The sequence below is a fragment of the Paenibacillus sp. NMA1017 genome, assembly GCF_058895805.1.
Window position 1 is genome coordinate 1,049,073 of the sequence record NZ_JBZXYR010000001.1, and the last position, 24,526, is coordinate 1,073,598.

Genomic DNA, 24,526 nt, shown 5'->3' on the forward strand with positions numbered 1-24,526 from the left:
ATTCTAAAACAGGTATATCCTATAGGAGAAATTAAAAAACGGAATAAGGATCTTCGGGGTAGGGTGAGATTCCCAACCGGCGGTATGGCTCATGGAGCTAAGCCCGCGACTCTGTATCTGGCAACAGGATACGGACTGATTTGGTGAGATGCCAAAGCCGACGGTAAAGTCCGGATGGAAGAAGATCGAAATATCAACATGCCGCGAAGTGGATGAATGCTGCGTTATTGGTTTTGCAGTAACTTCGTTTAACTTGCATAAAGCGGCAAGTTTATTTGATCAACCCCCGTCTTGCATGGCTTACGCCATGGACGGGGGTTTTTTGTGCCACCGGTCCTGTATTCGCAAGGAGCTAATTGAGTATGAGTCAATCTTCTACTGTACTAACATCCAAAGGTTTTGATCGTAGCTCCCACATGAAAAGCGGTTTTTGGCTGGTCGCAATTGGCGCGGCCTTGTGGGGCGCTGATCCGCTGTTTCGTATTATTTTGCTAAAATCATTTACTTCAACACAAATTGTACTAATGGAGCATGTGCTGCTCTTCCTCGCTCTGACACCGATGTTGTGGAAGCATCGTGAGGAACTCAAAACGGTACGGCTTCGTCAAGTTTTCGCTATTTTATTCGTCTCGTGGGGCGGCTCGGCTCTGGCCAGCGTGATTTTCACCATGGCACTTAGCAATGGTGATTTGAATGCTGTACTCTTACTCCAGAAGCTTCAACCCTTGGTCGCTATTGTTCTAGCCCGTATTATTTTGAAGGAAATGTTGCCGCGTCATTTTGGATTATTAATTGTCGTCGCTTTGTTCGGGACGTATCTTCTGACCTTCGGTTGGTCGCTCCCCTTCGGGCATGTTCGTGATTTTGTCCAGGTCGGTAGTCTGCTTGCACTCGGTGCAGCAGTTCTATGGGGCGGCTCGACAGTCATGGGAAGTTACTTGCTTCGTTCAATGAAATATGAAACGGTAACCTCCCTCCGCTTCATGGTGGCGCTCCCTCTGCTGATTGTCCTCACCTCTGTAGAGCATGCGCCATGGAATATGCCTGCCGGTACATGGGCGGGCGCAGCTGTGATTATCAATCTGCTATTGCAGGCATTGCTTCCGGGTCTTCTTAGCTTATTGCTGTATTACAAGGGCTTAAGTACGACCAAAGCGTCTTATGCTACGATGGCAGAATTGAGCTTTCCCATGGTGGGTGTCGTGATTAATTGGATCGCATTTCAGCAAATCGTTACTGTAGCGCAATTAACTGGTTTTATGCTCATCTGGATTACGCTCTTTATGATTTCACGTCAGCAAAAAAATTAACAGTTTAATGTCCCTTTCATGACTCATCCAAGCCAAATCGTGAAGATGCTTTTGCATCTCCGATTTGGCTTTTTATGTATTCGTATTCATATAAAACATAGTTCTTTAGACCCGTTTTTCAAAAAAAGTGTCTAAAATTTGCTACTATTCCTCGTTTCCCAAAGATTACATCTATAAAATTCGTCGGTTTCTGTCGAATAAAACAATGTAGTGATCATCAGACACAGAGGAGCAAGAACTATGACTAAAACAAAACAAACAGTTCCGTGGTGGAACAGGTTTCTCAAGCAGTTTTATTTAATGAGGACAAGATTAATAATATCTTTTTTGGCTGTGTTATTGATTCCAAGCGTACTTATCGGGTACTTTTCCTATCAGGGGGCTACGACACAACTCAGTCAGCAAATGGGCGGTTCCGTATACACGAATCTGTATCTGATCCGAAGCAATGTCAATCAGTATGTAGCGCCCATTATGAAAGACGTGGACGTTCTTACCACTGAAATCGAATCTAATTCCATTGGTTCCAACGAAGAGGCCCTTCAGAAAAAGTTGGATGTTATCGTCAAGGCTCATCCCGAGCTAGATGCTGCACTCCTCGGCAATGCGGAAGGACAGTACATTCGTACGCCGAAAAAAAAGGAGGCTGATTATGATCCAAGGGAGAGAAAATGGTACAAAAACGCGATGCAGGAGAAGGGTAAAGTAGCCGTTAGTGTTCCAGCTGTCAGCGTCACGACAGGGAATTTAGTAGTTAATGTATCAAAAACGCTGGAGGACGGTCAAGGAGCTGTTGCCCTGGCTTTGAACCTGGACAAAATGAGTGAAAGTCTGCAGTCTGTTAAGATTGGTGAACGCGGAGGACTCATTATTGTTGATTCTGATCATAAAATTGTGGCTGGAGCCGGATCAGCCTTTAAAAATACAGGCAAAAAACCAACAGACACCATGGAAGGACTTCCCGAAGTGGCGAAAACCGCCGAAAACGATACTCCTTCCATATCACAAATTCAATTCATGAATCGGGACGTGCTGGCCTTTACACTCCAGGACTCTCTCACCGGCTGGAACATTATCGCACTATCGGATTTGGAGGATTACAGTGATGCTGCCCAACCGATTTTGAAGCAAAGCCTGATTGTGATTGTCATTTCCATACTTGCCGCTGCGATTATCATTGTGCTTATGGTCCGCTCGTTCTTAATTCCGCTGCGCAAGCTGCAAGCAGGAACACGCATCGTCCGTGACGGAAATCTGACCGAACGTGTTAATCTATCCAGCAAGGATGAGTTCGGCGAACTGGCACAGAATTTTGACCAGATGACGCATTCCTTGCATACGATGGTTTCCGAGGTCAATCAAACGTCCTCCCGACTTGCTTCCTCTTCTCTGATGATCAAGGAAAGCACAGAGCAAACGACGGAGTCCGTACAACATGTAGCGGAAACGGTTATGGAATCCGCAGAAAATGCAGCGACCAGCGCCGAGGCATCCGAGCAAACCGCTAATGCCGTTGAAGAAATGGCGAAGGGTGTCAGCACTATTGCCGAATCGGCAAGCTCCATCGTAGATTCAGCAGGACAAACCGAGCATGATGTAGCCCAAGGCAGTCAAATGATCAGCCATGTGCGGACGCAAATGGACCGTATTCTGGAAGCTGTAAGCCAAACGGCTAGCCTAATGGATGAGCTATCCCAGCTCTCGGACGATGCGAAGCAGATGAATACGGCTATTGCCGCCATTGCCAAGCAAACCAATTTGTTGTCTCTGAACGCGTCTATTGAAGCTTCCAGAGCTGGCGAAGCCGGGCGTGGATTTGCCGTAGTCGCTATAGAGGTACGCAAGCTGTCTGAGCAATCCAAGGAAAGCGCGGATTCCATCAGTCAGATTATTACTCAGATGCTCGATTTGATTCAACGCTCTACCGCTACCATGAACGGTAATGTTCGTAACCAGGTAGGTGAAGGCATGCGTATTAGCCAAGATGCAGAAGGTGCATTTACGAATATTGAGCGCTCTACTTCTCATATCGTGGAACAAATTCAAAGTGTGTCCGCTGCTGCTGAACAAATCTCAGCCAGTACAGAGGAAGTCTCCGCCACCGTTACCCATTTGGCAAGCCTGTCTCGCAATTCAGCGGACAGCTCGCAGACAACATCTGCTGCTGCTCAGGAACAAATGGCGGCCATGGAGGAAATCGCCTCTTCGTCACAGGAGTTGTCCAACATGGCGCAGGATTTGCAACAGCTGGTTAAGCGATTTAAGATTTAACTTACACATTGCATCGTTGCAATTTTATGCAAGTAAGAATGAGCAGCACATCTGATTACTAGAGGATTTTGCAAAAATCCAATAAGCGACTTCCAATGAACAAGATATAGATCGAAATGGTTTAGTTCGTCAATATCTTGCACTTTGGAGCGACTGGAATCGAATTTTGCAAAATCCTGACTAACAAAAGCCTTCGACCGTATATAAATTACGGGCGAAGGCTTTTTCCATGTGAGTTCTTGGGATGCTCTCTCTTGTTTACTTATAGGGTCATCTGACCGGTTAGCTGACGGCGTCTATCTCCTTCGGGGTCGTGCTCCACCTTAATATCCTGATGGAAAATAGCTGTAGTCCGCTCTTCCCTGTCGTACATCGGCCAAGCCCCCTCGGACAGCACAGGCTTCCCGTCACGTGCAAAAGCAACCCATGCCTGCTGCATAGCTTGAGCCAGCTTCTGCATCGACGGTTGAATCTCTAATCCAAGCTTACCTAGCAGCTCCAGATTATCGAAAACAAACGCAATTTCTGCACCGTGAACCGCTTGTCCAAAAGTAGGATGCCCCGGCAATGTCCAATCAAAACGATACATCCATACAGGCGCATGCGCCGACTGCGCAACAGCAAGAGCCAATGCAGGACGCCAAAAAAATAGATCAGTCAACATTTGTGCCTGCCCCTCAATCGTAACCGGAAATGGTTCTATCAGGTCGCCGATGTCTGACATGCCTGTCATCATTTCCAATGCCTGACTCGCTGTTGACTTGTTCATTAGATGGGATTCTTTTCGGATGAAATAGGCCCCCTCATGCAAGTTCGTTCCAATCAAAACGGATACCTGCTTTGCTGAACCTTGCGCGATTGCAGACAACGGTTCTTCTGGCAAGGTCACACCGTCCACGACGGGTTGATAGATCATCGCCATTCCTGGTCCGATGACTTCATGCGTCTTCGCCATAGCTAGCATCAGCGCATCTGTCGGCAGCGTAAATAACCGTTCTGGATGTTGAGTGTCCACACCCAGCTGCTGCAGATACACAGCCGTCACTTGTTCGGCCTGTGAGGTTGGCAATACCTGCGACGCACCGCTCTGCAAAATCGCACGCTGGAACAGTCCCTCAGCGGCTGGCATCGCCAATAAAGCGGCAATACTCATCGCGCCTGCCGATTCACCGAACACCGTTACTTCGTCCGGGTTACCGCCAAAGGCAGAGATGTGATCCCTAACCCATTCCAGCGCAGCAATCTGATCCAGCAGTCCCGCATTAGAGGTCAGGCCATCTCCCTTTGGAGTCAGATGCAAAAATCCTAACGGTCCCAATCGATAATTGATCGTAACAACCACAACATCGCCATTCTTCGCCATGCGTTCCCCGTCATATAAAGGTATAATCCCGGACCCCGTGACAAAGGCACCGCCATGAATCCACACCATCACCGGACGTCCCTTCTCAGGAGCCTTCGAAGCAGGTGTCCAAATGTTCAGGTATAAGCAATCCTCTGACTGCTCAGGCGGTTCCACCAGATTCCCAGTCATACTTTCAGCGGATGGCATAGGTTGCGGACAGATTGGCCCAAAACTCGTCGCAGCCCGTACACCCTCCCAAGACTCCAAAGGCTGGGGTGCGTGAAAACGTAGTTTTCCAACAGGAGGCTGTGCATATGGGATACCTTTCCATACATGATATCCATTCCCCGTTTCCCCACGTAATTGACCTAAACGAGTATGTACTGTAATACTCTCCATCATGAAGCCTCCTTTATTTCGTATCTTCAACACAACGGTATAATATCAATCTTTACATATCTCTATTATACCCTTTGCACACGGCCAAACCAAAAAATACCGGAAGCACTTTTGCGCTCCGGCATTTTTATAAACAAGATAGGGAAATAGCGATTAATCCCGAACTTCTTCTTTAGGAATCAGCTTGTAAATTTCTTCGCTTTCCATAGAGTCAATTAGTCGGTCTAGCCACTTGTAATAAGCGACGGCCTGCTTCATTTTCAAACGGTCTTGCTGAAGAATTGCCTTAAATTCCTCGTACTCTTCACCCTGATTCATCAATCTGTCCAGCTCATCTATGGCTTTGCGCAGCACCAGTAAATTTGTTTCTACCGCTTTTCTCCATTTAATAGCGAAGAAGTCAGTGAATGTTTGATGCCAGTCATATTCAACTTCATACAAGTCTTTGCGTGAGCCCTTGCTCCATACCTTATTTACCATTTTCAGATCCAATAATGTTCGAACTCCTGTACTCATGCTCGTTTTACTCATTTCCATTTCACGGCCCATCTCGTCCAGCGTCATCGGTTTATCCGCAAAAAAAAGCAGACCGTATAAATGCCCCGCAGACAAAGTGATCCCATACAGGTCCATGTTTTTACCTATAGCTTCTATGACACGTTTGCGAATTTTTTGCAGCGAAGCCTGCTGCTCATCACCTAACTGGTACAAGCTCATGCTTGCAACCTCCTAATTTTAGAGCATTTTGCACAACCTAGTATGAACGATTTACCCGTAAAAGATTAGCTTTGACGCAATATATGAAATCTTTCAATAATATATGAAATGTTTCAAAAGCAAAGCTTCTGTCTATATTACAACAGCATGGGTCGTTCAAAATCATAATTCGCAAAATTGCTAATGATAGTAAACTTTTAAAATTATGGATATACATAAATCTTTTTCTTATGGTTATATTTCATTGTCTATTTTAAAAAAAGCACTATCGGTTGTAAAGTTCCGAATGTTTGAGCATTCTATAGAACGAGGGAGCATATCAAAGGAAACTTTGTACAGTTTTTTCTGTACGTACTTTATGAACAGTTTTTTTGTTTGAAATGTAAGCAATGCTTCTGTTACAATTAATTTTGTCATTAACCGTTCAGGATGTTCAGAATTATGATTTTTATACTCAATCCTTAATGCAACATGGGGTTAATACCAAGCAAAGTATAGAAAGAAGAGGTGTATGTATGACGATTTTGGAAGTCAAAAATGTCAGCAAACTCTTTGGTCCTCACGCAGAGCAAGGTGTTCCGCTCCTGGAGCAAGGCTGGGGCAAGGAAAAGCTGGCCAAAGAAAAACAGATTACTGTTGGTGTCAATAAGGCCAACATGGAAATTAAGCAAGGTGAAATTTTCGTGATTATGGGGCTATCAGGCAGTGGGAAGTCCACTTTGGTGCGAATGCTAAATCGCTTGATTGAGCCTACCTCCGGTGAAATTCTGGTCCACGGCAAAGATCTCCGTAAGATGAACAAAGAACAACTTCGCGAAGTTCGTCGTAAAACCATCAGCATGGTTTTTCAAAAATTCGCCCTGTTCCCACATCGGACTGTACTAGAAAATGTAGAATACGGTCTTGAAATTCAAAAGGTAGAAAAAGCACAGCGTCAGGAAAAGGCGCAACAAGCGCTGGAACTGGTTGGTCTTAAAAACTGGGGCGATAAAATGCCGGATGAATTGAGTGGCGGTATGCAGCAGCGTGTCGGTCTGGCACGGGCGCTGGCTAATGACCCTGAAGTGCTTCTGATGGATGAAGCGTTCAGTGCATTGGACCCTCTCATTCGCCGTGACATGCAGGATGAGCTGTTGGAGCTTCAAGATAAAATGAAGAAAACCATTGTGTTTATCACCCATGATCTGGATGAAGCGCTGCGGATTGGTGACCGGATTGCATTGATGCGAGACGGGGCGGTCGTACAAATCGGTACACCGGAAGAAATTATGATCCAACCGGCTAACTCTTATGTAGCCCGCTTCGTCGAGGATGTGGATCTGTCCAAGGTATTGACGGCTGCTCATGTCATGCTTCGTCCAGAAACCATTACCATGGATCGTGGTCCGCGTGTGGCTCTGGAATTGATGCGGGAGCGTGGGATTTCCAATTTGTTCGTCATTGACCGTACCAAAAAGCTACTGGGTGTTATTAACGCCGAGGATGCTGTTCATGCACTGCGCAATAATTTGAAAATTGAAGATATTTTGATTACTGACGGACCACAGGTCGCTGCCGAGACTGTCATTAATGATTTGTTTGAAATTACAAGCTCGTCCAAGGTGCCGCTGGCTGTGGTCGATGACAAGCAAAAACTGCTGGGCGTTATCGTCCGTGGAGCATTGCTCGGCGCACTTGGTGGAGATGTTACCACTACAAAGGAGGTGAATGCCCATGATACCGAAACTGCCAATCGCTGAGTGGATTCAATCCATTGTCGACTGGATGGGTATTCATCTGGCTGGATTGTTTAATGTTATTTCTTCTATTATAGAAGCTGTAGTAGGCTTTTTCTCAGGCCTGTTCATGCTTCCGCACCCTCTGGTGTTCATTGTGATCATCGGGATTATCGCCTTTATGATCGGGCGGGTTCAGCTTACGCTATTTACTGTCATCGGCTTCCTGCTGATTGATAATCTCGGCTATTGGAGTGAAACAATGAATACGCTCGGACTGGTCATCACGTCTGCGCTCGTATCCATTGTTATCGGGATTCCCATCGGGATCTGGTGTGCATACAGTAAATCCGCATCCCGCATTATCACGCCTTTACTTGATTTTATGCAGACGATGCCTGCGTTCGTGTACTTGCTCCCAGCGGTTACCTTTTTCAGCCTGGGTGTTGTGCCGGGTGTTATCGCATCTGTTATCTTTGCTATCCCCCCAACCATTCGCATGACTAACTTGGGGATTATGCAAGTATCAGGTGAGCTGATCGAAGCCTCAGATGCTTTCGGTTCAACATCTGCGCAAAAGCTGTTCAAAGTTCAGCTTCCACTGGCATTGCCTACCTTAATGGCTGGTATTAACCAGACGATTATGCTGTCACTGTCCATGGTTGTCATTGCTTCCATGATCGGTGCAGAAGGTATCGGTGCTGTTGTGTACCGTGCTGTGACACAGCTGCAAATTGGTAAAGGTTTTGAAGCCGGCTTAGCTGTTGTCGTTCTGGCTATTGTGCTTGACCGTTTTACGCAAAACCTATTTAAACCTACGCAAAAAGGCAAAAGCCGCGTATCCAGCAAGCAAAAAGTATGGATTACTTCTGCAGTTACAGCTGTCATTTTGATCGCTGGTGCTTCCCAATATTTTGTTGCTACAGATCATTCCGCATCTGGCAAAGGTAACGCTGCTGCCAACCCGGTTGGCGAAGAAGTCGGTTACAAAATTATCGGTATTGATGCCGGGGCAGGCATTATGAAATCGACTGCCAAAGCAATTCAAGACTACAATTTGTCTGATTGGAAGCTCGTTGAAGGTTCCGGAGCAGCCATGACAGCCACACTGGACAAAGCTATTAAAGCGAAAAAACCGATCATTATTACAGGTTGGACTCCACATTGGATGTTCAACAAGTATGATCTCAAATATTTGGAAGACCCTAAGAAGTCTTATGGTGAAGCCGAGGGTATTCATACGATTGCCCGTAAAGGATTGCAACAGGATGCTCCTATCGCTTATGAGTTTCTGAAACGTTTCAAATGGACACCAGAAGATATGGGTGAAATGATGGTCGCCATTCAAGCCGGAACCAGTCCTGAGCAAGCTGCCAAGGATTGGGCGGAGAAACATGCCGACAAGGTTCAGGAATGGACTCATGGACTGCAACCTGTCAATGGCGACACGTTCAAGCTGAGCTATGTAGCTTGGGATTCCGAAATTGCCAGTACGAATTTGCTAAGTTATATTTTGGAGAACAAACTGGGTTACAAAGTAACCGCACTGCAAGTGGAAGCAGGTCCTATGTGGACGGGTGTCGCTAGTGGTGATGTAGATGCCTCACCGGCTGCATGGTTGCCGTTAACACATGCGGATTACTGGGCTAAATACAAGGATAAGCTCGACGATCTTGGGGCTAATATGAGCGGTGTTAAAACCGGATTGGTCGTTCCAGCTTACATGGATGTTAAATCGATTACTGATTTGCAGGATAACGGAGCCGAAGCGGCTCCGGCTTCCGCCACAACTGAGGACTTTGGCAAAGAGGTCGGCTACCGCATTGTCGGTACCGATCCTGGAGCCGGACTAATGAAGCTGACCGCTAAAGCTATTAATGACTATGGCTTGTCCGACTGGAAGCTGCTTGAAAGCTCTGGAGCTGCTATGACCGCTACACTGGATAAAGCTATCAAAGCCAAGCAGCCTATTGTCGTAACAGGTTGGACTCCTCACTGGATGTTTAACAAATATGATTTGAAATACCTGAAAGATCCTAAAAAAGCGTATGGAGATAAGGAAGAAATTCATACGATCGCCCGCAAAGGTTTGAAGCAGGATGCTCCTGTGGCTTATGAATTTCTAAGCCGCTTTAAGTGGACTGCTGAAGATATGGGTGAAGTGATGATCGCGATTCAGGACGGTACTGCCCCACAGCAGGCTGCCAAGAACTGGGCTGATAAACATCCTGACAAGGTTCAGGAATGGATCAAGGGTCTACAGCCCGTCAACGGTGATCCTTTGAAGCTGAGCTACGCTGCTTGGGATTCTGAAATTGCTAGTACGAACGTATTGAAATATGTATTGGAACAAAAATTGGGCTATAAAGTAACAGCCCTGCAAGTGGAAATCGGCCCAATGTGGACTGGCGTGGCCGGCGGAAGTGTAGATGCTACCGCTGCCGCTTGGCTTCCATTGACGCATGCTGATTATTGGGCTCAATACAAGGATAAGGTAGATGACATCGGAACAAGCATGACTGGCGTTATGTCCGGGCTTGTCGTTCCATCCTATGTGCCGATTGATTCTATCGAGGATCTTAAAGCGCCGCAATAATATTTTTTCCGCTTTTAAACCATACAAATAAGTAAAAGGCAGATCAGGGTTTACTCCTGATCTGCCTTTTTATGATATCCATATTTAAAGTTGCTCTCAGCCTTTTAGCGTGAATCCTTCTTGAGCGGGCACATCGGCATGCTGGCCTGTCGTCTGGTGCTGTCTAAAGAATAACGGATAGATTGCAAAGGACACCAGCAGACTCACACAACCAATGACGCCTAGAGCAATCATATCTTTGAAGATGTATGTGATATCCAGTCCTTTGAGCGTGATGTTCCGTACAGCATCCAAGTAATACGTCAGTGGCAATATTTCAGCAAGCCCCCGCAAGAAGCCGGGCATTGCTTCCAATGGCCACGTATAGCCTGATAGCATAAAGGAAGGAACAGCAATCAGCATCAAGGTTTGGGTCGCATCCACTCTGGTCTTGGAAAAGAGACTGAACAGGAAGCCTAATCCGCACAAGGCAAAGTTAAAGACCAGCGACACCAAAATCAATGGCAGTACCTGCCCCCTAAACGGAATATCAAAGCATAGAGCGCTGATACTGAATACAGTCAGCACATTGAAAGCTCCCGCTGCATAATACGGTGCCAGTTTGGCAATAGCCAAACGCCAAGGGGTATTTCTCCATGCACCAAATCTTCCCCAAGTCCCCGCTTCCTTATCACGCGTGCAGGACAACGCAATCCCAAGCAACAGACACTGCTGGAGAGCCGCAGAAATAACCCCTAGTGGCATGAAAAGCTTATAATCATATACCGGGTTAAATAGCACTCTGGATCGGAACGGAATGGTAGTCAGCGTCGAGGCAGCCTGATCGGCATTCATTCCCTTTTGTTTCATGGAATTGACCGATACTCCAGCGCTTACGCTGCTAATGACCTGATTCGCAATCCTACTGGCGCTATTGGAGTACATCATATTACTGCCGTCAATCAGCGTGAGCACGGGGGGATTTTCCCCATGCTTAAGCCGAGTGGTAAAGTTGTCGGGAATGACGATTCCGACCTTAGCTTCTCCGGTCTCTACCTGGCGAACTACATCTTCCTGATTGGTCGCTTGCCGTGTAACGGCAAATGAGTCGGTCGAATCGAACGCCTGAATGATCTGGCGACTGAGCTGCGAATTATCTCCGTCGTACACTGTGACAGGCATCTCGGTAATCCGCTGATGTGAATACAGGAAGCCGAATAGTATCGTATACACAATCGGCGTAATCAGCAGAATAGCCATAAAGCGGCGGTCCCGGAAGATGCTCAGCCATTCCTCGCGAAACACATCGCGGATACGAAGTCTTTCCTGTGAATCCTGCATATTACTGCGCCCCTTTGCCTGTAAACAGAACCGTGGAGCCTGTTGGAACCGAAGCAGCAAGGTCTGGCAATGCTACTTTAACACCGAAGGAACGGACATCCTTGTCACCGGAGCTTTGGCTTGGTTTTTGAATGGCAAAGTCCGCAGCCGATTCTAACAGAATGACTTTGCCCTTCAGCTCCTTACCGCCAGACAGCAATTTAATTTGGACGGTATCCCCTGCTTGAAGACCGTTCAGAGACGTTTCAGGTACATAGAATTTAGCCCAACGTTGTGTCGAAGTTTCAATGGTATAGACCGGGAAGCCTGCGCTAGCCATTTCACCCAAGCTAAGCGACTTGGATTTTACGATTCCATCTTCGGACGCATATAGCGTAGTGTAGCTCAAATAGGTCTGAGCTTCCTGAAGCGCGGCTTCCGCTTGGGCTACCTGTGCATTGGCACCTGCAACAGCAGATTGCGCCTGCTCAACTGTCGATTGCGCCGCCTTCACAGCGGATTGCGCTTGCTCTACCGAAGCCTGAGCAGCTTTGACATCTTCCTGTTGCACGGCAACCTTGCCTGCTCCTGCCTGTGCTTCCTTCACTGCAGCCAAGGCTTGACGGTATTGAGCTTCAGCCGCCGTAATTTCCTCCTTACGGCTTCCTTCACGTACCATATTCAGTTGTTGAGAGGCTGAATTGTACTTGGCTTCAGCCTGTTGATGATCCAGCGTCGCTTGATCCAGTGACGCTTGTGTTGCTGCCCCGGCCTCTTGCAGCTTTTTGGCACGCTCCAAATTTTTAACGGTCAGATCTAGTGTTTCTTTGGCTGCTTTCACAGCTACTTGCGCTTGCTCCAGCTCTTGCGGTCTTGCGCCGCTCTTGAGTGCATCCAGCTTTGCTTTGGCTGCGCCCGCAGCCGCTTGTGCCTGTTCAATCTGGCTGGAGGAGGCCTGTGCAGTTACACCGACTGCTGTCGTGCCTTGGCTTTTCTTGGCCTGAGCGGCGCTCACAGTAGCCTGTGCCTGGCCTACTCCTGCTTGAGCCTGCAACACTCCAGCTTTTGCTTTGGATACATTACTCTTGGCTGCCAGCAACGCCGCCTGTGCCTGCTTCACCTTATCTTCCAACTCGCGACTTTCCAAATGGGCTAACACCTGCCCCTTTTTCACCTGATCGCCTTCTTTGACGAGCATCTGGTCAATCCGTCCTGCCATTTTAAAGCTGGCATTGAGGGTATCTGACTCCACATAAGCCGTAGGAATGGAAGAAGACTGATCCGCAGACAAGCTACTTCCCCCCCGTGGAAAAGCAGTTAAGGCATATATTCCAACCGCGATTAAAATAATAAGTACGACGTAAATCGTATATTTTTTAGCTTTCATGCTCTCATCACTCCATCTGTCTATTAATGTTGCATGCCCAATGCATTACACACAAATACTTCAATACTTTCACGAACCTCTTGCAGATTCATCGTTTCGCCCCAAACCATTGACCGCATCGGAGCAAAAATGTAAATCCCAAATAAGCAATTGGCTGTCGTTTTGGCATCCAGCTTACTTGAAATTTTCCCATATAACTTACCTGAATCGATCTCTGCCTCCATAAAATCAAAATAATCAGCCAGCACCTGCCTAATATTAAAATGCTGCTCTTGTGAAACCCAGCCCTTACTGACCAATAGACGGCAAAAGTCCGGCTCTCTCACAATAAACTCAATATGTACTTGGATCAGCTTACGAACCCTAAGCTCCACCTGATCTTTAGGAGTATGAGCCATTGCTTCATGGATATCCCGGACAAAACGCTCCATCCCCATCTTCAAAATGTAAATGTACAATTCTTGCTTGTTTTTAAAATTGTAGTACAGGGTGCCCTTGGCTATGCCACAAACCTTAGCGATTTCTTCCATATTTGTTTCATTAAATCCTCGTTCGGAAAAAGCTTTAAGTGCGCCGTTAAAAATAATTTCCTTCGTTTGCTGTTTCATGCTTCCTCCTTTTTTGAACTGACCGTCCAGTACAAAAATTATGTATTTATTATAAGCCCATTTTTAGTTATCCAGCAATAGGAAAAATGAAAATAATTCATTTTAGACTTTTCGTCTAAACACTTATTCTAAAAATGAAAAGCAAAAACGGATCGAATAAGTGAGGGGGTCACTCGTTCGATCCGCTATGTCATAAAATCGGATGATAAGGGGGCCATTCCACGGATTATCAACCGATTTTAAGGGAAGGCCGACTATTTTTTCACCGTTTGATTGTATTGCGCAATTTTGCCTGTAATTTCTTGTGCGGCTTGATCCAATGCCTGTTTTGGCTGTTGCTGGCCACTCAGAACGGCCTCGATTGCACCTTCGACGATTTGACGCGCTTCTGGGAATACGCCCATCACTGCGCCCTGTGTAGCGGTGGATTGTGCCGATGCGTGCAATTGGTCAACCGCTGTCTGGAATTGTGGATATTTTACCATATTGTCTTTGAGCACCTTTTCGTCATAGGCTGCTTTCGTGATCGGGAAGTACCCGGTATTTACACTCCATTGCGCCTGTACAGCTGGGGAAGCGACGAATTTAATGAACTCCCATGCTGCCTTCTGCTGGGCTTCAGGCTTGTTGTTCATAATGTACAAACTCGCGCCGCCTACAACCACGCCGCCTTCTTTAGCTTCATTGGCTCTTGGCAGGAATCCTGTGCCTACTTCAAATTTATCGCCAACCTGCTCCACAATATTACGCAGCGAAGCGGTGGAATCCAGTGTCATCGCAATTTGTCCTGCGGAAAAAGCTTTTGCCGTATCGTCCGAGTTACGTCCCAGATTGGATACAACCTTTTCATCGATCATTTTCTTCCACCACGTCAGCGTTTTTACACCAGCATCCGAATTTAGCATGGATTCCGTTGCAGCTTGATCGCGTCCGTTGCCATTATTCACATAATCCGCGTTCTGATTGGCAAACAGTTGCTCCATAAACCAGCCGTAGATGGCAATGGAAGCACCGGACTTACCATCCTTGCTCAAGGCTTTGGCAGCCTTTTCGAATTCATCATACGTTTTCGGAGGGTTAGCTGGATCAAGTCCTGCCGCTTTGAATGCATTCTTGTTATAGTACAAGATCGGGTTTGACGTATTGAACGGCATGGCGTTCAATTTACCATCAATCGTGTAGTATCGTGTAATATTCGGCTCTAGTTGCGACAGATCGAACTTGTCTGCATCAATAAATTGTTGTACAGGTGTAATCATTTTGGAGTCGATCATGAATTTACTACCGATTTCGTATACTTGAATGATGTCCGGGCCGCTGTTGGAACCAAGCGACGCTTTCAGCTTGTTCAAGCTATCATCATATTTGCCTTGATATACTGGCTCTACCTGAATGTCCTTATGACTGGCGTTAAAGTCAGCAGCGATCTGCTTGATTGCTTTTTCACCGTTACCGGACATCGAATGCCACCAAGTCAGCTTCACTGGGGAAGCCGCTGCTGCCTCATCACTACCATTACTCGGCTTCTCTGCAGCAGTATTATTGCTACAACCTGCTGCAACCACCATGGCAGTCAGAATAAGCAGGGTCAATGCACTTTTCAGACGAAAAAATCTCATAATCTCTCTTCTCTCCCTTTGATTAAATGATTCTTGAATTGGCATTCTCATGCGATATTCTTGTGGTTGAAGCTCTGTATATGGGCTGCTTGCGCAGGTGTTGCTTTTCATTTGACATATGTGATCAGCCTTTAAGTGCACCCGCTGCCATTCCACGAACCAACTGTTTTAGTCCAAAGATCAGCAGGAGCAGAGACGGTAAAATGACAAGGGCCGTACCCGCAAATACCAGATTCCATGAAGTCGATTCCTGAAATTCGAGCATGGATATCCCGATCTGTACCGTACGCATATTTTCACTGTTGGTAATCAGTAAAGGCCAGAGGTACGAATTGTACATATTCAGGAACGAATACACAGCCAGTGTTCCGAGCGCTGGGCGCGATAACGGAAGCACATGGAACAGAAAGTAACGGATATGTCCGCACCCATCCATTCGAGCCGCCTCAAACAGTTCCTTGGGAAGCTGGAGAAAAAATTGCCTTAACAGGAATGTCCCGAATGCCGTCGCCAGAAAAGGAACCGTCAATCCTTGATATGTATCAAGCCAATTCCAGCTTCGTACCGTTAGGTAGTTTGGAATAATGGTCACTTCCCAAGGGATCATCATCGTCGCTACAAACATGCTAAAAATGAAGTTTTTCCCCTTGAATTCCATTTTGGCAAAGGCGTAGGCCGCCAAGCTGGCTGTAATCAACTGCCCAATCATCGTCAGACCCGAAATGAGAAATGTATTTCCAATAAAGGCTGCAATCGGAACAATTTCAAACACTTCTGTGAAATTCGCCATATGAAAAGAATGAGGAAAAAAGCTTGGTGGATAAGCGCTTGCTTCCTCCGGCGACATGACTGCCATAAAAAACGTATATATAACCGGATACAAAATGAGAGCAGCTGCAATCGTAAGCAGCACATACAGCAATGTTGAATTCAGGTGTCGTTTCATTGGTAATGCACCTTTCTTTCCACCCATTTGAACTGAATCATCGTGAGCAGCAGAATGACAGCAAACAAGACAATGGCCTGCGCGCTCCCCGTTCCGAACCGGAAATTAACGAAAGCTTCCTGATAGATGGAATACACGAATACATTCGTACTGTTCACCGGGCCGCCTTTGGTCAAAATGTTAATTTGAGCAAAAGACTGGAAGGCTCCAATGATGGAAACTACGGTTACGAAAAAGATCGTCGGTGATAACAGTGGCATGGAGATACGCCAGAAGGTGACGAGCGGGCCAGCTCCGTCCATTTTGGCACTTTCATACATGTCATCTGGAATCCCTTGAAGTCCGCTCGATAAGATAATGTAATTGAAGCCAAGATTCATCCAGATGGTCATCATGGCTACTGAGAACAGTGCCCAATCCGGGCTGGTCAGCCACGGAACCGGATTGATATGTAGCAGGGAAAGCACATAGTTGAACATCCCCAGTGTCGGATGAAAAAGAAATTTCCAAATGACCGCAGATGAACCCACCGACAACACCATCGGCAGCGAAAAGGCAAACTGGAAGATACGCATTCCCCGTAATTTACTGTGTGTAAGTGCAGCCAGTACCAGCGCCAATAAAATACCTACTGGTACTGTTAGCAGTGCAAACAGGAGTGTGACCTTAATCCCTTGTAGAAACAGTCCCGAGCTGAAAAGTGTAGTAAAATTATCTAACCCCACATAAGCTGCAACGTTTCCTGCGGGATCTGTAGAATGCAAGCTGAGATAAACAGACTTGATCATCGGGTAAAACATAAATACAGCAAACAAAATAAGCGATGGAGCCAAAAAGGTATACGCCAGCGCGTTTTCGCGCAGTCTTTGAATTTTTAGCGAACCCGTGCGTATGTGGGCTTTAGACGAAGTCTGTTGCTGTCTCCTCGTCCCCAGTCCCATAGATTTGTTAAGCTCACCCAAAACGGAGCGCCCCTTTCTTTTCAAACCAACCTCAGTAAGTGTATCGTTTTGATGTAAAGGGAACATCAAGTGGGCTGGAGTAAAATGTTAATGTTTTTTCTTTTTGTAAAAGCAACTCTCTATTGGTTATAACCCTGTTGAGCTAGCGCTCGCTCCATATATCTCTCTAATTAAAAGACAAAAAACCTCCAAATTCTGTAAGTAGCCTTCTTGGCACATTACGAAGTTGGAGGTTTTAGTTATTTGTTTTCCATAATCATTAGTTCTCACAAGAGATACCTGCTTCTTGCTCTAGTTCAGCTACAAACCTTTCTATACAATCTCCACTCGACAGGTGGGTGAACACCTCGTTCACACCCTGATTGATCAGCGTGATGTTACCCCTAGAATCCAACAAATCCTTATCCAGCTTAGCCAGTGAAATATGGTGATAATTGATGAACTTGACCCAAGGAGTACCCATAGTGCAGGAATAAAAGATGATTCGTTGGGACGTCACTGCCAGCATTCCATGATGCGATATCTTCTGGGAGCTCTGTTGCAAATCATACGTACACCCCATACATGATCGGATGTGTTCGCCCGCTTCTAACGTCAGACTAATAGCTCGCAACTCTTTTTCATTTGTTTGCATCCCGTCTCATCTCCTGTTCGAAGTTCAGGAACGAGTCGCAGCTCCATGACCTCAGATCAGCTTTTGCGGCTTGTCCCGTAACTGCACATTGAAACCAAGGATGGATATGTACAACTTAACATGGGTACAGGATGTTATCAACAAGCAAGCTATCACTCTTCTTCAGCATAACTCCGTAATCCGCGCCTTGCTGTGTCAGCTTGTATCTCACAATACTATACTAATATTACTACGCAGGTCGTATCACACCTCTCCCCTGTCCTTACAGGGATGATATAACAAAGGGACATTGTATGGGAAGTTCAACCGACCACAAGGAAATGAAAAAAAGGACATGAAGTCTGCAATCATACCTTCCATAATCCATCCTTCCATCATAGTTCCGTAACAAAGCTCTGTCTGGAGGATCAGTGCCAAGCCCGCATCGTATAAGTTACGGGTACAGAACCCCATCTTTTTCCTCCTCCAGATGCTTCCTATACTGAACTTGCTCGTCAAATCATAAAAAAAGACTTCCCAGAGTTTATTCACTTTGAGGAAGCCTTTTTCTGTTTCTCGCTTATAAATAGAATAAAAATACAACAAACTATTTAATTAATATGTTTGTAATTGTGAGGTTGCTTGACTGTTGTGAACATATAAAAATAATTTGTATGTAGAGCTAAAGTAACCATTAATTTTAACCCAAGTAAATGTCAAGGTTGCACGAGCAGGTCTTGAGTCAGTCTGTTTAGGTTGATCAACAACCAAATTATCACCACTTGAGTATCCCCCGATGATATCAACATAAGGATCATAAGCGTCTGATATATAGCTATTTCCACCTTGAACTAATGTATAATCAGCAAAAAATCTTGCTTTAACGAAAGAGGTTTCTTCTCTTACTGTTGCATTTGTAAATGTTCTATAACCAGTTCCTCCTGAGGCATATCCTCCTGAAACATCATTTGGAGTAATAACATGTTCTTCCTTTATTTTCGCGTTTGTAAGATCTATTGTTGACTGAATTACGGAGCCATCGGGAAATGTAGTTTTTTGTATTTTTAAACCATCTGGTGATTCTATTTCACTTATAATACCAGTACCTTTTTTCTCTGGATTGTCAGAATCAGGAAGTTCTCCTGCCTTAATCTTTTCTATTAAGCTTTGTTGCACTTTTTCAGAAAGCCCCAAATCATTTAAATGATTAGATATCTTATCTAAATCCTGATTTGAAAATGTAACAGAAGGAACCTCACTTGCAAAACTAGCGGGTGCCACTGAAAGTAAAAGAGAGGCGGACAATATTGCAGACGCTACAACTTTTTTCATGTTCTTCCTCCTATAATATGGTATGATACTATTGAAGATTAACATATTATAGATTTATATGTCAAATATTATTAAATTTTGGAGGGTTATTTATGTTTGACAAATTATTTCTTCATGAAATGTCTATTTTTTTTTTCTTAGGAAGCGAAATACTGCTCTTCATTTTTGCGCTTATTTTTATCATTAACACTTTTAAAAAAAACAAAGCAATGCATCAATTGGATAAGATTTTGGCAGAAACAACCCAGCTAATAAAATCGAAGTAAGGAGAGGATTCCAATAGGAACCTGGACTATATCTGTAACCATAATCTACTGGTTCTGCTTTATTCATGTTTTTATATGTTCATGTGCGTCGATCTACTTCTTTAAAGTAAGAAAAACAAATAAATTATTCCAGAGAAAAATAGAATTGCTTACTAAGCAATTAGAAATACTAAAGGAGCAGCTAGAAAAAAAATACTAATTTGCAAGAGGGATTATTAGTATTAGGCACTATTCGGCTAACTTGAAATTCTAACCGAGTTATGTCAAGGAATATATAGTCTATTTCAAAAGGTCGCCAACCAAGACCTCTCACAAGTTCAATGAACTCATGAGAGGCCTTGGTCTCTTTAGAGGTGATCAATTCCATTATTACATCTTACACCCTCTTGGATTTAGCCTCATCAAATGATCGCATTTAATCTTAAGACCTGTTCTAAAGCTTGTACCCCTCCCTTTAAGAAAAATTTTATCGTTACATTCATTCGCCGAAATTATGATTTTTAGCGTGTTTTCTTAGTGTAATCTTTCGTGAGTTTCAAATTTCAAATACCGCATCGCCCTCCACGCAAATGGTCGTACCAACAGCTTCTTTACAATTAACAAAATCGCCACGCTTCTCTTCCTGAGGTCTAATATCCCAAAAATGAATTTCAGAAACGAGGAATGGTATACGCTTCTTCTTGGCAAGCTAATGTGAGAATACGTTAGAACGGAGAAGAAGCCTTATGAAATATAACCGTTTGCTGTGCGCTGGAATCGCTGTTTCTTTACTCTGTATCAGCTCATGCCCTACTCCATCTACCAATGCACAAGCCCCATCATACGCCTCCCCTACTCCTACAAAGGGAAGGGCCTATTACGAAGAACGGGGCGACATTGTGTGGGAAGTTCCTACCCATCGTAAGCTTATCGCTCTCACATTCGATGACGGACCGGACAAAAGCAATACGCCTGCCATTTTGGATTTGCTTAAAGAATACAATGCTAAAGCGACCTTTTTTGTCGTCGGCAGCCGTGTAGAAAAGCTTCCTGATATTGTGAAACGAGAACGAGCAGAAGGGCATGAAGTGGGCAACCATACCTTCCTTCACTCATCCTTTCAGTATATTTCCCGCAACAAAGCTCTGTCAGAATTGGATCAAGGCCAAGCGAGCATCGTTCAAGCAACTGGTGCGGGAACCCATCTTTTTAGACCCCCCGGCGGCTCCTACACCGATTCGTTAGTCAAGCTCTCCAAGGAGAAGGGGCTGAAAATTATTTTATGGTCCTGGCATCAGGACACCCTGGATTGGCGAAAACCTGGCGTACATCGTATCGCTAATAATGTGCTTCGCAACGCCCGTAATGGCGACATTGTCCTCATGCACGATTATGTACATCAAAGTACACAAACCGTCGAAGCCCTGAAAATCATTTTACCAGAGCTCAAGAAGAGAGGGTTTACCTTCGTAACGGTATCCGAATTACTCTCTAATCGTGAAAAACCGGATGGGCTGATTGAAGTGAATAAGTGAAAGGAAGAATTAAACTCCGTCAATTATTTGTTGACGGAGTTTTATATAGCGTTGCAGTATGAGATTCTTGGCATTTGGCCTATACTTTAGTCCAATGTTTTGGAGGCCAGCCATTGCATCATCGTTGTTTTCTTTCCGTTAATCACCTTTGATACTTCGTTGTTATACACGTAAATCCAGGACCAGTGGCCATTGTATTCATACGGTGTTTGGTCGCTCTTCTTGTACAAACCAGAAGTATCCACTACATTATCAAATAAGGACATATGAACATCCTTTGCTCCGGCATTCACTAAGCGGTTGTATGTCGGAACCGTATAATCGTTGGGCGGAACCACGGTGTCGGTTTTGGCAGCCACAAACCAGATCGGCAGGTCCTTCATTTCGTTAATTTGTTCATCGGTTATAAGGCTATCCTTCAAGGCTTCACATGCAACCACAGCGGCTGCAAAATAGTCTTTATAGTCACGGATCAACAGCATAGTCATATAACCACCGTTGGAGTCTCCGCCAATGTAGATTCGATCTGTATCAATGTCTTTGTTCTTGGCCACATAATCCTTAATTAAGGACATCAATGCTTGTTCGTATTTGGAGGTGCCGTCTCCGAAGCCTGTAAAACCATCCATCCAGTAGGTTGGAGTCTGAGGTGCCAATACATAAGCCCCACCAAAATAGGATTGAATATCCTTAGATGCAAAATTGGCTGCATTATTTCCGGAAATCGGAATCGTCGGATCTGTACCTCCCTCACCCATACCATGCAGCCAGATCACCAAGGGGTTTTTCACTTTGTCTTTTGCCGGTGCATAGTCCGCATACGTTAAAGTAATCCCGTCAAAAGTAGCTTTGCCGGTTGTAAATTGATCAACTAGCTTCCGTATCTGTCCTGCGGAAGTATCAATCTTCAAGCCGGAAATCGTTCCTGATGTGGTTTTAATAGCTTTTTGCTGCGTGATTGTGTATTTGTTATCATTCCATGCATTAAACCCGGAACCTGCCGCATCATAATGAATAGCTGAGCTTAGTGTTAAGGCTGGGCCGACTTCCATTTCTAATACAACGTAGCTTCCGGTTTTATTTACAGGGTTGCCACTTTTGTCCGATACATAAGCCTTGGTGACCTTACGGTTGCCATTCTCAATAAAGGGATTTACCAACCTGCTGTCGCTTCTTCCCACATGCACCTTAAATGTATCCTTTGTTATCGCATCTTTAGGTACTGGCTTACTCAGGTTAACAATGATCTTCGTAATGGCTGCCCCCCAATCCTTAACCTCCGCAACCGTTCGGTATGAGGTGGGCTGTATCTTTGCATCCTTAGCCCATGCCCCGGAGCTGAACGCAAGAGTCGTACCGATAGCTAAAGTGAGTAACATAGTTGTTTTAGCAGCCTTTTGAAACCGTTTAAACATGATGTCTTACCTCCCAGGTCCATTAATGAAACGCTTACATTTATTTATTTTAATGATCTTTTTAATTTGCATCCTGTCTTTTATTAGCCTAATTAAGGTCAATTACTGACTCCTTGCGCCAGAATACCTCTTGTTCTCTTTTCGATATTGATGCGGTGTTGCCTGGAAAACCTTCTTAAATACCCTGGCAAAAGACTTCTCGTTCGGAAAACCGTGCTCCAGCGCAATTTGTATGATGGAATGATCCGTATTCATAAGAACACGATAAGATCTTTCCAGTCGGATGGCATTGATATATTGAAATAGAGTCATCCCTACATGCTTGACAAAAAAACGGGACAAATATTCGGGAGATAGTCCAAAAACCTGGGCTATGGAATCCAAGGATAAGCTTTGATCGTAATTCTCTTTGATATAATTGGTTATCAACGTCAGCCGCTCCAAATATTTATCGGAGTTAAAGCCGCGGATAGATGCGTTATCCATTTTAAAATGCATTAATAACAGATACACCAGTTTATAAGATAGCGATGTTAAATGGATATGTGCTAAAGAGTCATTATGCTGATTGAGATAAGCCACAAATAAGGTGTTTAACAAATCACGCAGCTCCGCAAAATGCTGTAATCTCTGCTCGTTAGTTTCGAAAATGGATATACAGTCAAATGAAATGGACGTATTACCATTAACATTTGCTCTAATAAATTCAGAAGGAATCAGAACGGTTATAGCCTCTCTTCCTTTTCCCTTAGCCACAGAAAAGGAATGAATAGCATTCGAATTAATGAGCACAATATCTCCTTCTTTGGAGCTATAACTCGCGCCATCAATATAGATATTGTCAATTCTTCCTGAAAGCACATAGGATATTTCGATGCTATCGTGCCAATGCCCAGGTATGTACGCTGGATCATTTGAGGAATGAACTATAATTTTTAACGGAAAATGATTGTCTGCCTGAACCAGCTCATATTTGTATTCCACGTTTGTCGCTCCTCTCAGGTGTGAACTCATAAAGATAAGAAAATGGCTTCAGCAGAGTGCCGAAACCACTTGTATTTAACCTTCCTCTCTCTATAAACAAAAAAACCTAAGTATAACAAAATACATAAGATCCTTGGATCTTAACATTTTGTTCCTTAGGTTTTGCCTGCGTAACAGTAACAATCCTAGTGCTATTCATTTAATTAAGCTAAGTATATAGTGGGTTGAAACACATGTCAACGCTTTCATTTTAAAAGTAACAAAACAAAAAAACCTTATAAATAGTGTGTAAGTCTATATATCACTGTATTTTGGATCATTAAAAAAGGCTGATTATGAGAGAGCCCATAATCAGCCTTTTGTTTTATGCTATGTGGCTAAACAGGGCGTCTAATCATAGAAGCCCTTGATGCATAAGGTTTTTCAACCCTATTACATCATACCGCCCATCTTTGATTGATTCTCGCCGATAAACGTTTCTGAACTTAATTCTTATTTTATAACATGGTTTGTTCCCTATTCAGAAAATTTCATTTGCCTATATTCATCCATATTCGCCGAGATTGTGATTTTTTATGTGATTTTTTGTGATTCAAATAACGAAATATTCACCACATATCGGTCTCATCAACAATTTCCTTCTATTGTATATTGAGGCATAGAAGTAGCAATGATATTTCCGAAATTTATTATTCTCTAAAGTCCCCTTCTCGTCTCCTGCGAGCATGACGATCTTTTGTATCTTGCTCTAAAGCAAGCACCCTAACTTTTATGTCTAACATAATTACTGAGAGATAAAAGTAAGAAAATGTCCAGCAACGAGAACATTGTTGCAATGAAAGTTGCAATTAAAGATGCATTTATCGAGGGACAAGAACATGTTCCGAGCTGATTAGATAGCACCTAATAAATTTCCTTAGAAACTTGTTTTGAAGTTCTTATTAAATTGATTTATCCTAAACAGCTGGCATTTTAACGATCACATATCATAATTGTGGCTTGGTAACTTGGAAAAATGTACTGAAATTAATTTATTGACATGAAACCAGTTACATATCTTAGTCTTTTTTTGTAGCGAGAGATCAAAGATAAGAATGTGACCAACTCGTTATGTTTTTTTAAATACATTTTAAACGTTCATTATAAAGTATTTAAAAAAAGAGTTTTATGAAGTTCACAGGAGGCGAATATTGATGGAATATTATTGGAAATTATATTTACCACGTGC

At 44.3% G+C, this 24,526-nt stretch carries 17 protein-coding genes and 1 riboswitch; of the genes, 5 read left to right on the forward strand and 12 right to left on the reverse strand.

Features of this window, described 5'->3' with window-relative positions; genetic code table 11:
- Positions 1 to 45 precede the first annotated feature (45 nt).
- Positions 46 to 190, forward strand: a riboswitch (FMN riboswitch).
- Positions 191 to 362: 172 nt separating this feature from the next.
- Positions 363 to 1,310 (forward strand): DMT family transporter, encoded by a 948-nt coding sequence (locus tag AC5ELV_RS04860; protein ID WP_493429320.1) that lies wholly within the window; start codon positions 363 to 365, stop codon positions 1,308 to 1,310.
- A gap of 240 nt (positions 1,311 to 1,550) precedes the next feature.
- Complete coding sequence (locus tag AC5ELV_RS04865; protein WP_493429321.1) at positions 1,551 to 3,581, forward strand: methyl-accepting chemotaxis protein; 2,031 nt, start codon at positions 1,551 to 1,553, stop codon at positions 3,579 to 3,581.
- Between the two features lie 262 nt (positions 3,582 to 3,843).
- Here the strand turns inward: AC5ELV_RS04865 and AC5ELV_RS04870 are convergent, their stop codons facing one another.
- Complete coding sequence (locus tag AC5ELV_RS04870) at positions 3,844 to 5,325, reverse strand: carboxylesterase/lipase family protein (protein WP_493429352.1); 1,482 nt, start codon at positions 5,323 to 5,325, stop codon at positions 3,844 to 3,846.
- A 153-nt stretch (positions 5,326 to 5,478) separates the two neighbouring features.
- Positions 5,479 to 6,042, reverse strand: coding sequence for a GbsR/MarR family transcriptional regulator (locus AC5ELV_RS04875; protein WP_023987581.1), 564 nt, complete (start codon positions 6,040 to 6,042; stop codon positions 5,479 to 5,481).
- A 515-nt stretch (positions 6,043 to 6,557) separates the two neighbouring features.
- Here AC5ELV_RS04875 and AC5ELV_RS04880 point away from each other — a divergent pair.
- Both AC5ELV_RS04880 and AC5ELV_RS04885 read left to right on the forward strand, forming a co-directional pair.
- On the forward strand, positions 6,558 to 7,781 hold the full coding sequence (locus AC5ELV_RS04880; protein ID WP_029516322.1) for a quaternary amine ABC transporter ATP-binding protein: 1,224 nt from the start codon (positions 6,558 to 6,560) through the stop codon (positions 7,779 to 7,781).
- On the forward strand, positions 7,756 to 10,353 hold the full coding sequence (locus AC5ELV_RS04885) for a glycine betaine ABC transporter substrate-binding protein (RefSeq protein WP_493429322.1): 2,598 nt from the start codon (positions 7,756 to 7,758) through the stop codon (positions 10,351 to 10,353). The genes AC5ELV_RS04880 and AC5ELV_RS04885 overlap by 26 nt, the downstream gene beginning before the upstream one ends.
- Positions 10,354 to 10,449: 96 nt before the next feature.
- Here AC5ELV_RS04885 and AC5ELV_RS04890 read toward each other — a convergent pair whose 3' ends face one another.
- The 8 genes from AC5ELV_RS04890 to AC5ELV_RS04925 all read right to left on the reverse strand — a co-directional run bounded on the left by AC5ELV_RS04890 (position 10,450) and on the right by AC5ELV_RS04925 (position 19,119).
- Complete coding sequence (locus AC5ELV_RS04890; protein WP_071639924.1) at positions 10,450 to 11,673, reverse strand: ABC transporter permease; 1,224 nt, start codon at positions 11,671 to 11,673, stop codon at positions 10,450 to 10,452.
- A 1-nt stretch (position 11,674) separates the two neighbouring features.
- Positions 11,675 to 13,039, reverse strand: a complete 1,365-nt coding sequence (locus AC5ELV_RS04895; protein ID WP_493429323.1) for an HlyD family secretion protein — start codon at positions 13,037 to 13,039, stop codon at positions 11,675 to 11,677.
- Positions 13,040 to 13,062: 23 nt separating this feature from the next.
- Entirely contained in the window at positions 13,063 to 13,647 is a 585-nt protein-coding gene (locus AC5ELV_RS04900) for a TetR/AcrR family transcriptional regulator (RefSeq protein ID WP_220027288.1), read from the reverse strand.
- 254 nt (positions 13,648 to 13,901) lie between these two features.
- Positions 13,902 to 15,266 carry an ABC transporter substrate-binding protein gene (locus tag AC5ELV_RS04905; RefSeq protein ID WP_493429324.1) on the reverse strand — a complete coding sequence of 455 codons (1,365 nt, stop codon included), beginning with the start codon at positions 15,264 to 15,266 and terminating at the stop codon, positions 13,902 to 13,904.
- A 124-nt stretch (positions 15,267 to 15,390) separates the two neighbouring features.
- Positions 15,391 to 16,212 (reverse strand): carbohydrate ABC transporter permease, encoded by an 822-nt coding sequence (locus tag AC5ELV_RS04910; RefSeq protein ID WP_029516315.1) that lies wholly within the window; start codon positions 16,210 to 16,212, stop codon positions 15,391 to 15,393.
- Positions 16,209 to 17,174 (reverse strand): carbohydrate ABC transporter permease, encoded by a 966-nt coding sequence (locus AC5ELV_RS04915; RefSeq protein WP_493429325.1) that lies wholly within the window; start codon positions 17,172 to 17,174, stop codon positions 16,209 to 16,211. Before AC5ELV_RS04915 ends, AC5ELV_RS04910 begins: the two co-directional genes overlap by 4 nt.
- A 259-nt stretch (positions 17,175 to 17,433) precedes the next feature.
- Positions 17,434 to 17,808 (reverse strand): hypothetical protein, encoded by a 375-nt coding sequence (locus AC5ELV_RS04920; RefSeq protein WP_493429326.1) that lies wholly within the window; start codon positions 17,806 to 17,808, stop codon positions 17,434 to 17,436.
- 594 nt (positions 17,809 to 18,402) lie between these two features.
- Positions 18,403 to 19,119: a hypothetical protein gene (locus AC5ELV_RS04925; protein WP_493429327.1), complete on the reverse strand. Its 717-nt coding sequence runs from the start codon at positions 19,117 to 19,119 to the stop codon at positions 18,403 to 18,405.
- A gap of 991 nt (positions 19,120 to 20,110) precedes the next feature.
- On the opposite strand from AC5ELV_RS04925, the gene AC5ELV_RS04930 reads away from it, so the two are divergent.
- A complete protein-coding gene (locus AC5ELV_RS04930; RefSeq protein ID WP_493429328.1) occupies positions 20,111 to 20,899 on the forward strand; it encodes a polysaccharide deacetylase family protein in 789 nt (262 codons plus the stop codon).
- Positions 20,900 to 20,985: 86 nt separating this feature from the next.
- Here AC5ELV_RS04930 and AC5ELV_RS04935 read toward each other — a convergent pair whose 3' ends face one another.
- Together AC5ELV_RS04935 and AC5ELV_RS04940 are read right to left on the reverse strand one after the other, a co-directional pair.
- On the reverse strand, positions 20,986 to 22,314 hold the full coding sequence (locus tag AC5ELV_RS04935; RefSeq protein WP_493429329.1) for a prolyl oligopeptidase family serine peptidase: 1,329 nt from the start codon (positions 22,312 to 22,314) through the stop codon (positions 20,986 to 20,988).
- Positions 22,315 to 22,416: 102 nt separating this feature from the next.
- A complete protein-coding gene (locus AC5ELV_RS04940) occupies positions 22,417 to 23,298 on the reverse strand; it encodes an AraC family transcriptional regulator (protein WP_493429330.1) in 882 nt (293 codons plus the stop codon).
- Positions 23,299 to 24,526 lie beyond the last annotated feature (1,228 nt).

What these genes read in the sequence shown, in the direction of transcription:
- AC5ELV_RS04880 (WP_029516322.1), top strand. Translation starts at nt 6,558, where the DNA reads ATGACGATTTTGGAAGTCAAAAATGTCAGCAAACTCTTTGGTCCTCAC.
- AC5ELV_RS04935 (WP_493429329.1), bottom strand. Translation starts at nt 22,314, where the DNA reads ATGTTTAAACGGTTTCAAAAGGCTGCTAAAACAACTATGTTACTCACT.
- AC5ELV_RS04895 (WP_493429323.1), bottom strand. Translation starts at nt 13,039, where the DNA reads ATGAAAGCTAAAAAATATACGATTTACGTCGTACTTATTATTTTAATC.
- AC5ELV_RS04920 (WP_493429326.1), bottom strand. Translation starts at nt 17,808, where the DNA reads ATGCAAACAAATGAAAAAGAGTTGCGAGCTATTAGTCTGACGTTAGAA.
- AC5ELV_RS04875 (WP_023987581.1), bottom strand. Translation starts at nt 6,042, where the DNA reads ATGAGCTTGTACCAGTTAGGTGATGAGCAGCAGGCTTCGCTGCAAAAA.
- AC5ELV_RS04900 (WP_220027288.1), bottom strand. Translation starts at nt 13,647, where the DNA reads ATGAAACAGCAAACGAAGGAAATTATTTTTAACGGCGCACTTAAAGCT.
- AC5ELV_RS04885 (WP_493429322.1), top strand. Translation starts at nt 7,756, where the DNA reads ATGATACCGAAACTGCCAATCGCTGAGTGGATTCAATCCATTGTCGAC.
- AC5ELV_RS04930 (WP_493429328.1), top strand. Translation starts at nt 20,111, where the DNA reads ATGAAATATAACCGTTTGCTGTGCGCTGGAATCGCTGTTTCTTTACTC.
- AC5ELV_RS04905 (WP_493429324.1), bottom strand. Translation starts at nt 15,266, where the DNA reads ATGAGATTTTTTCGTCTGAAAAGTGCATTGACCCTGCTTATTCTGACT.
- AC5ELV_RS04890 (WP_071639924.1), bottom strand. Translation starts at nt 11,673, where the DNA reads ATGCAGGATTCACAGGAAAGACTTCGTATCCGCGATGTGTTTCGCGAG.
- AC5ELV_RS04910 (WP_029516315.1), bottom strand. Translation starts at nt 16,212, where the DNA reads ATGAAACGACACCTGAATTCAACATTGCTGTATGTGCTGCTTACGATT.
- AC5ELV_RS04860 (WP_493429320.1), top strand. Translation starts at nt 363, where the DNA reads ATGAGTCAATCTTCTACTGTACTAACATCCAAAGGTTTTGATCGTAGC.
- AC5ELV_RS04865 (WP_493429321.1), top strand. Translation starts at nt 1,551, where the DNA reads ATGACTAAAACAAAACAAACAGTTCCGTGGTGGAACAGGTTTCTCAAG.
- AC5ELV_RS04870 (WP_493429352.1), bottom strand. Translation starts at nt 5,325, where the DNA reads ATGGAGAGTATTACAGTACATACTCGTTTAGGTCAATTACGTGGGGAA.
- AC5ELV_RS04925 (WP_493429327.1), bottom strand. Translation starts at nt 19,119, where the DNA reads ATGAAAAAAGTTGTAGCGTCTGCAATATTGTCCGCCTCTCTTTTACTT.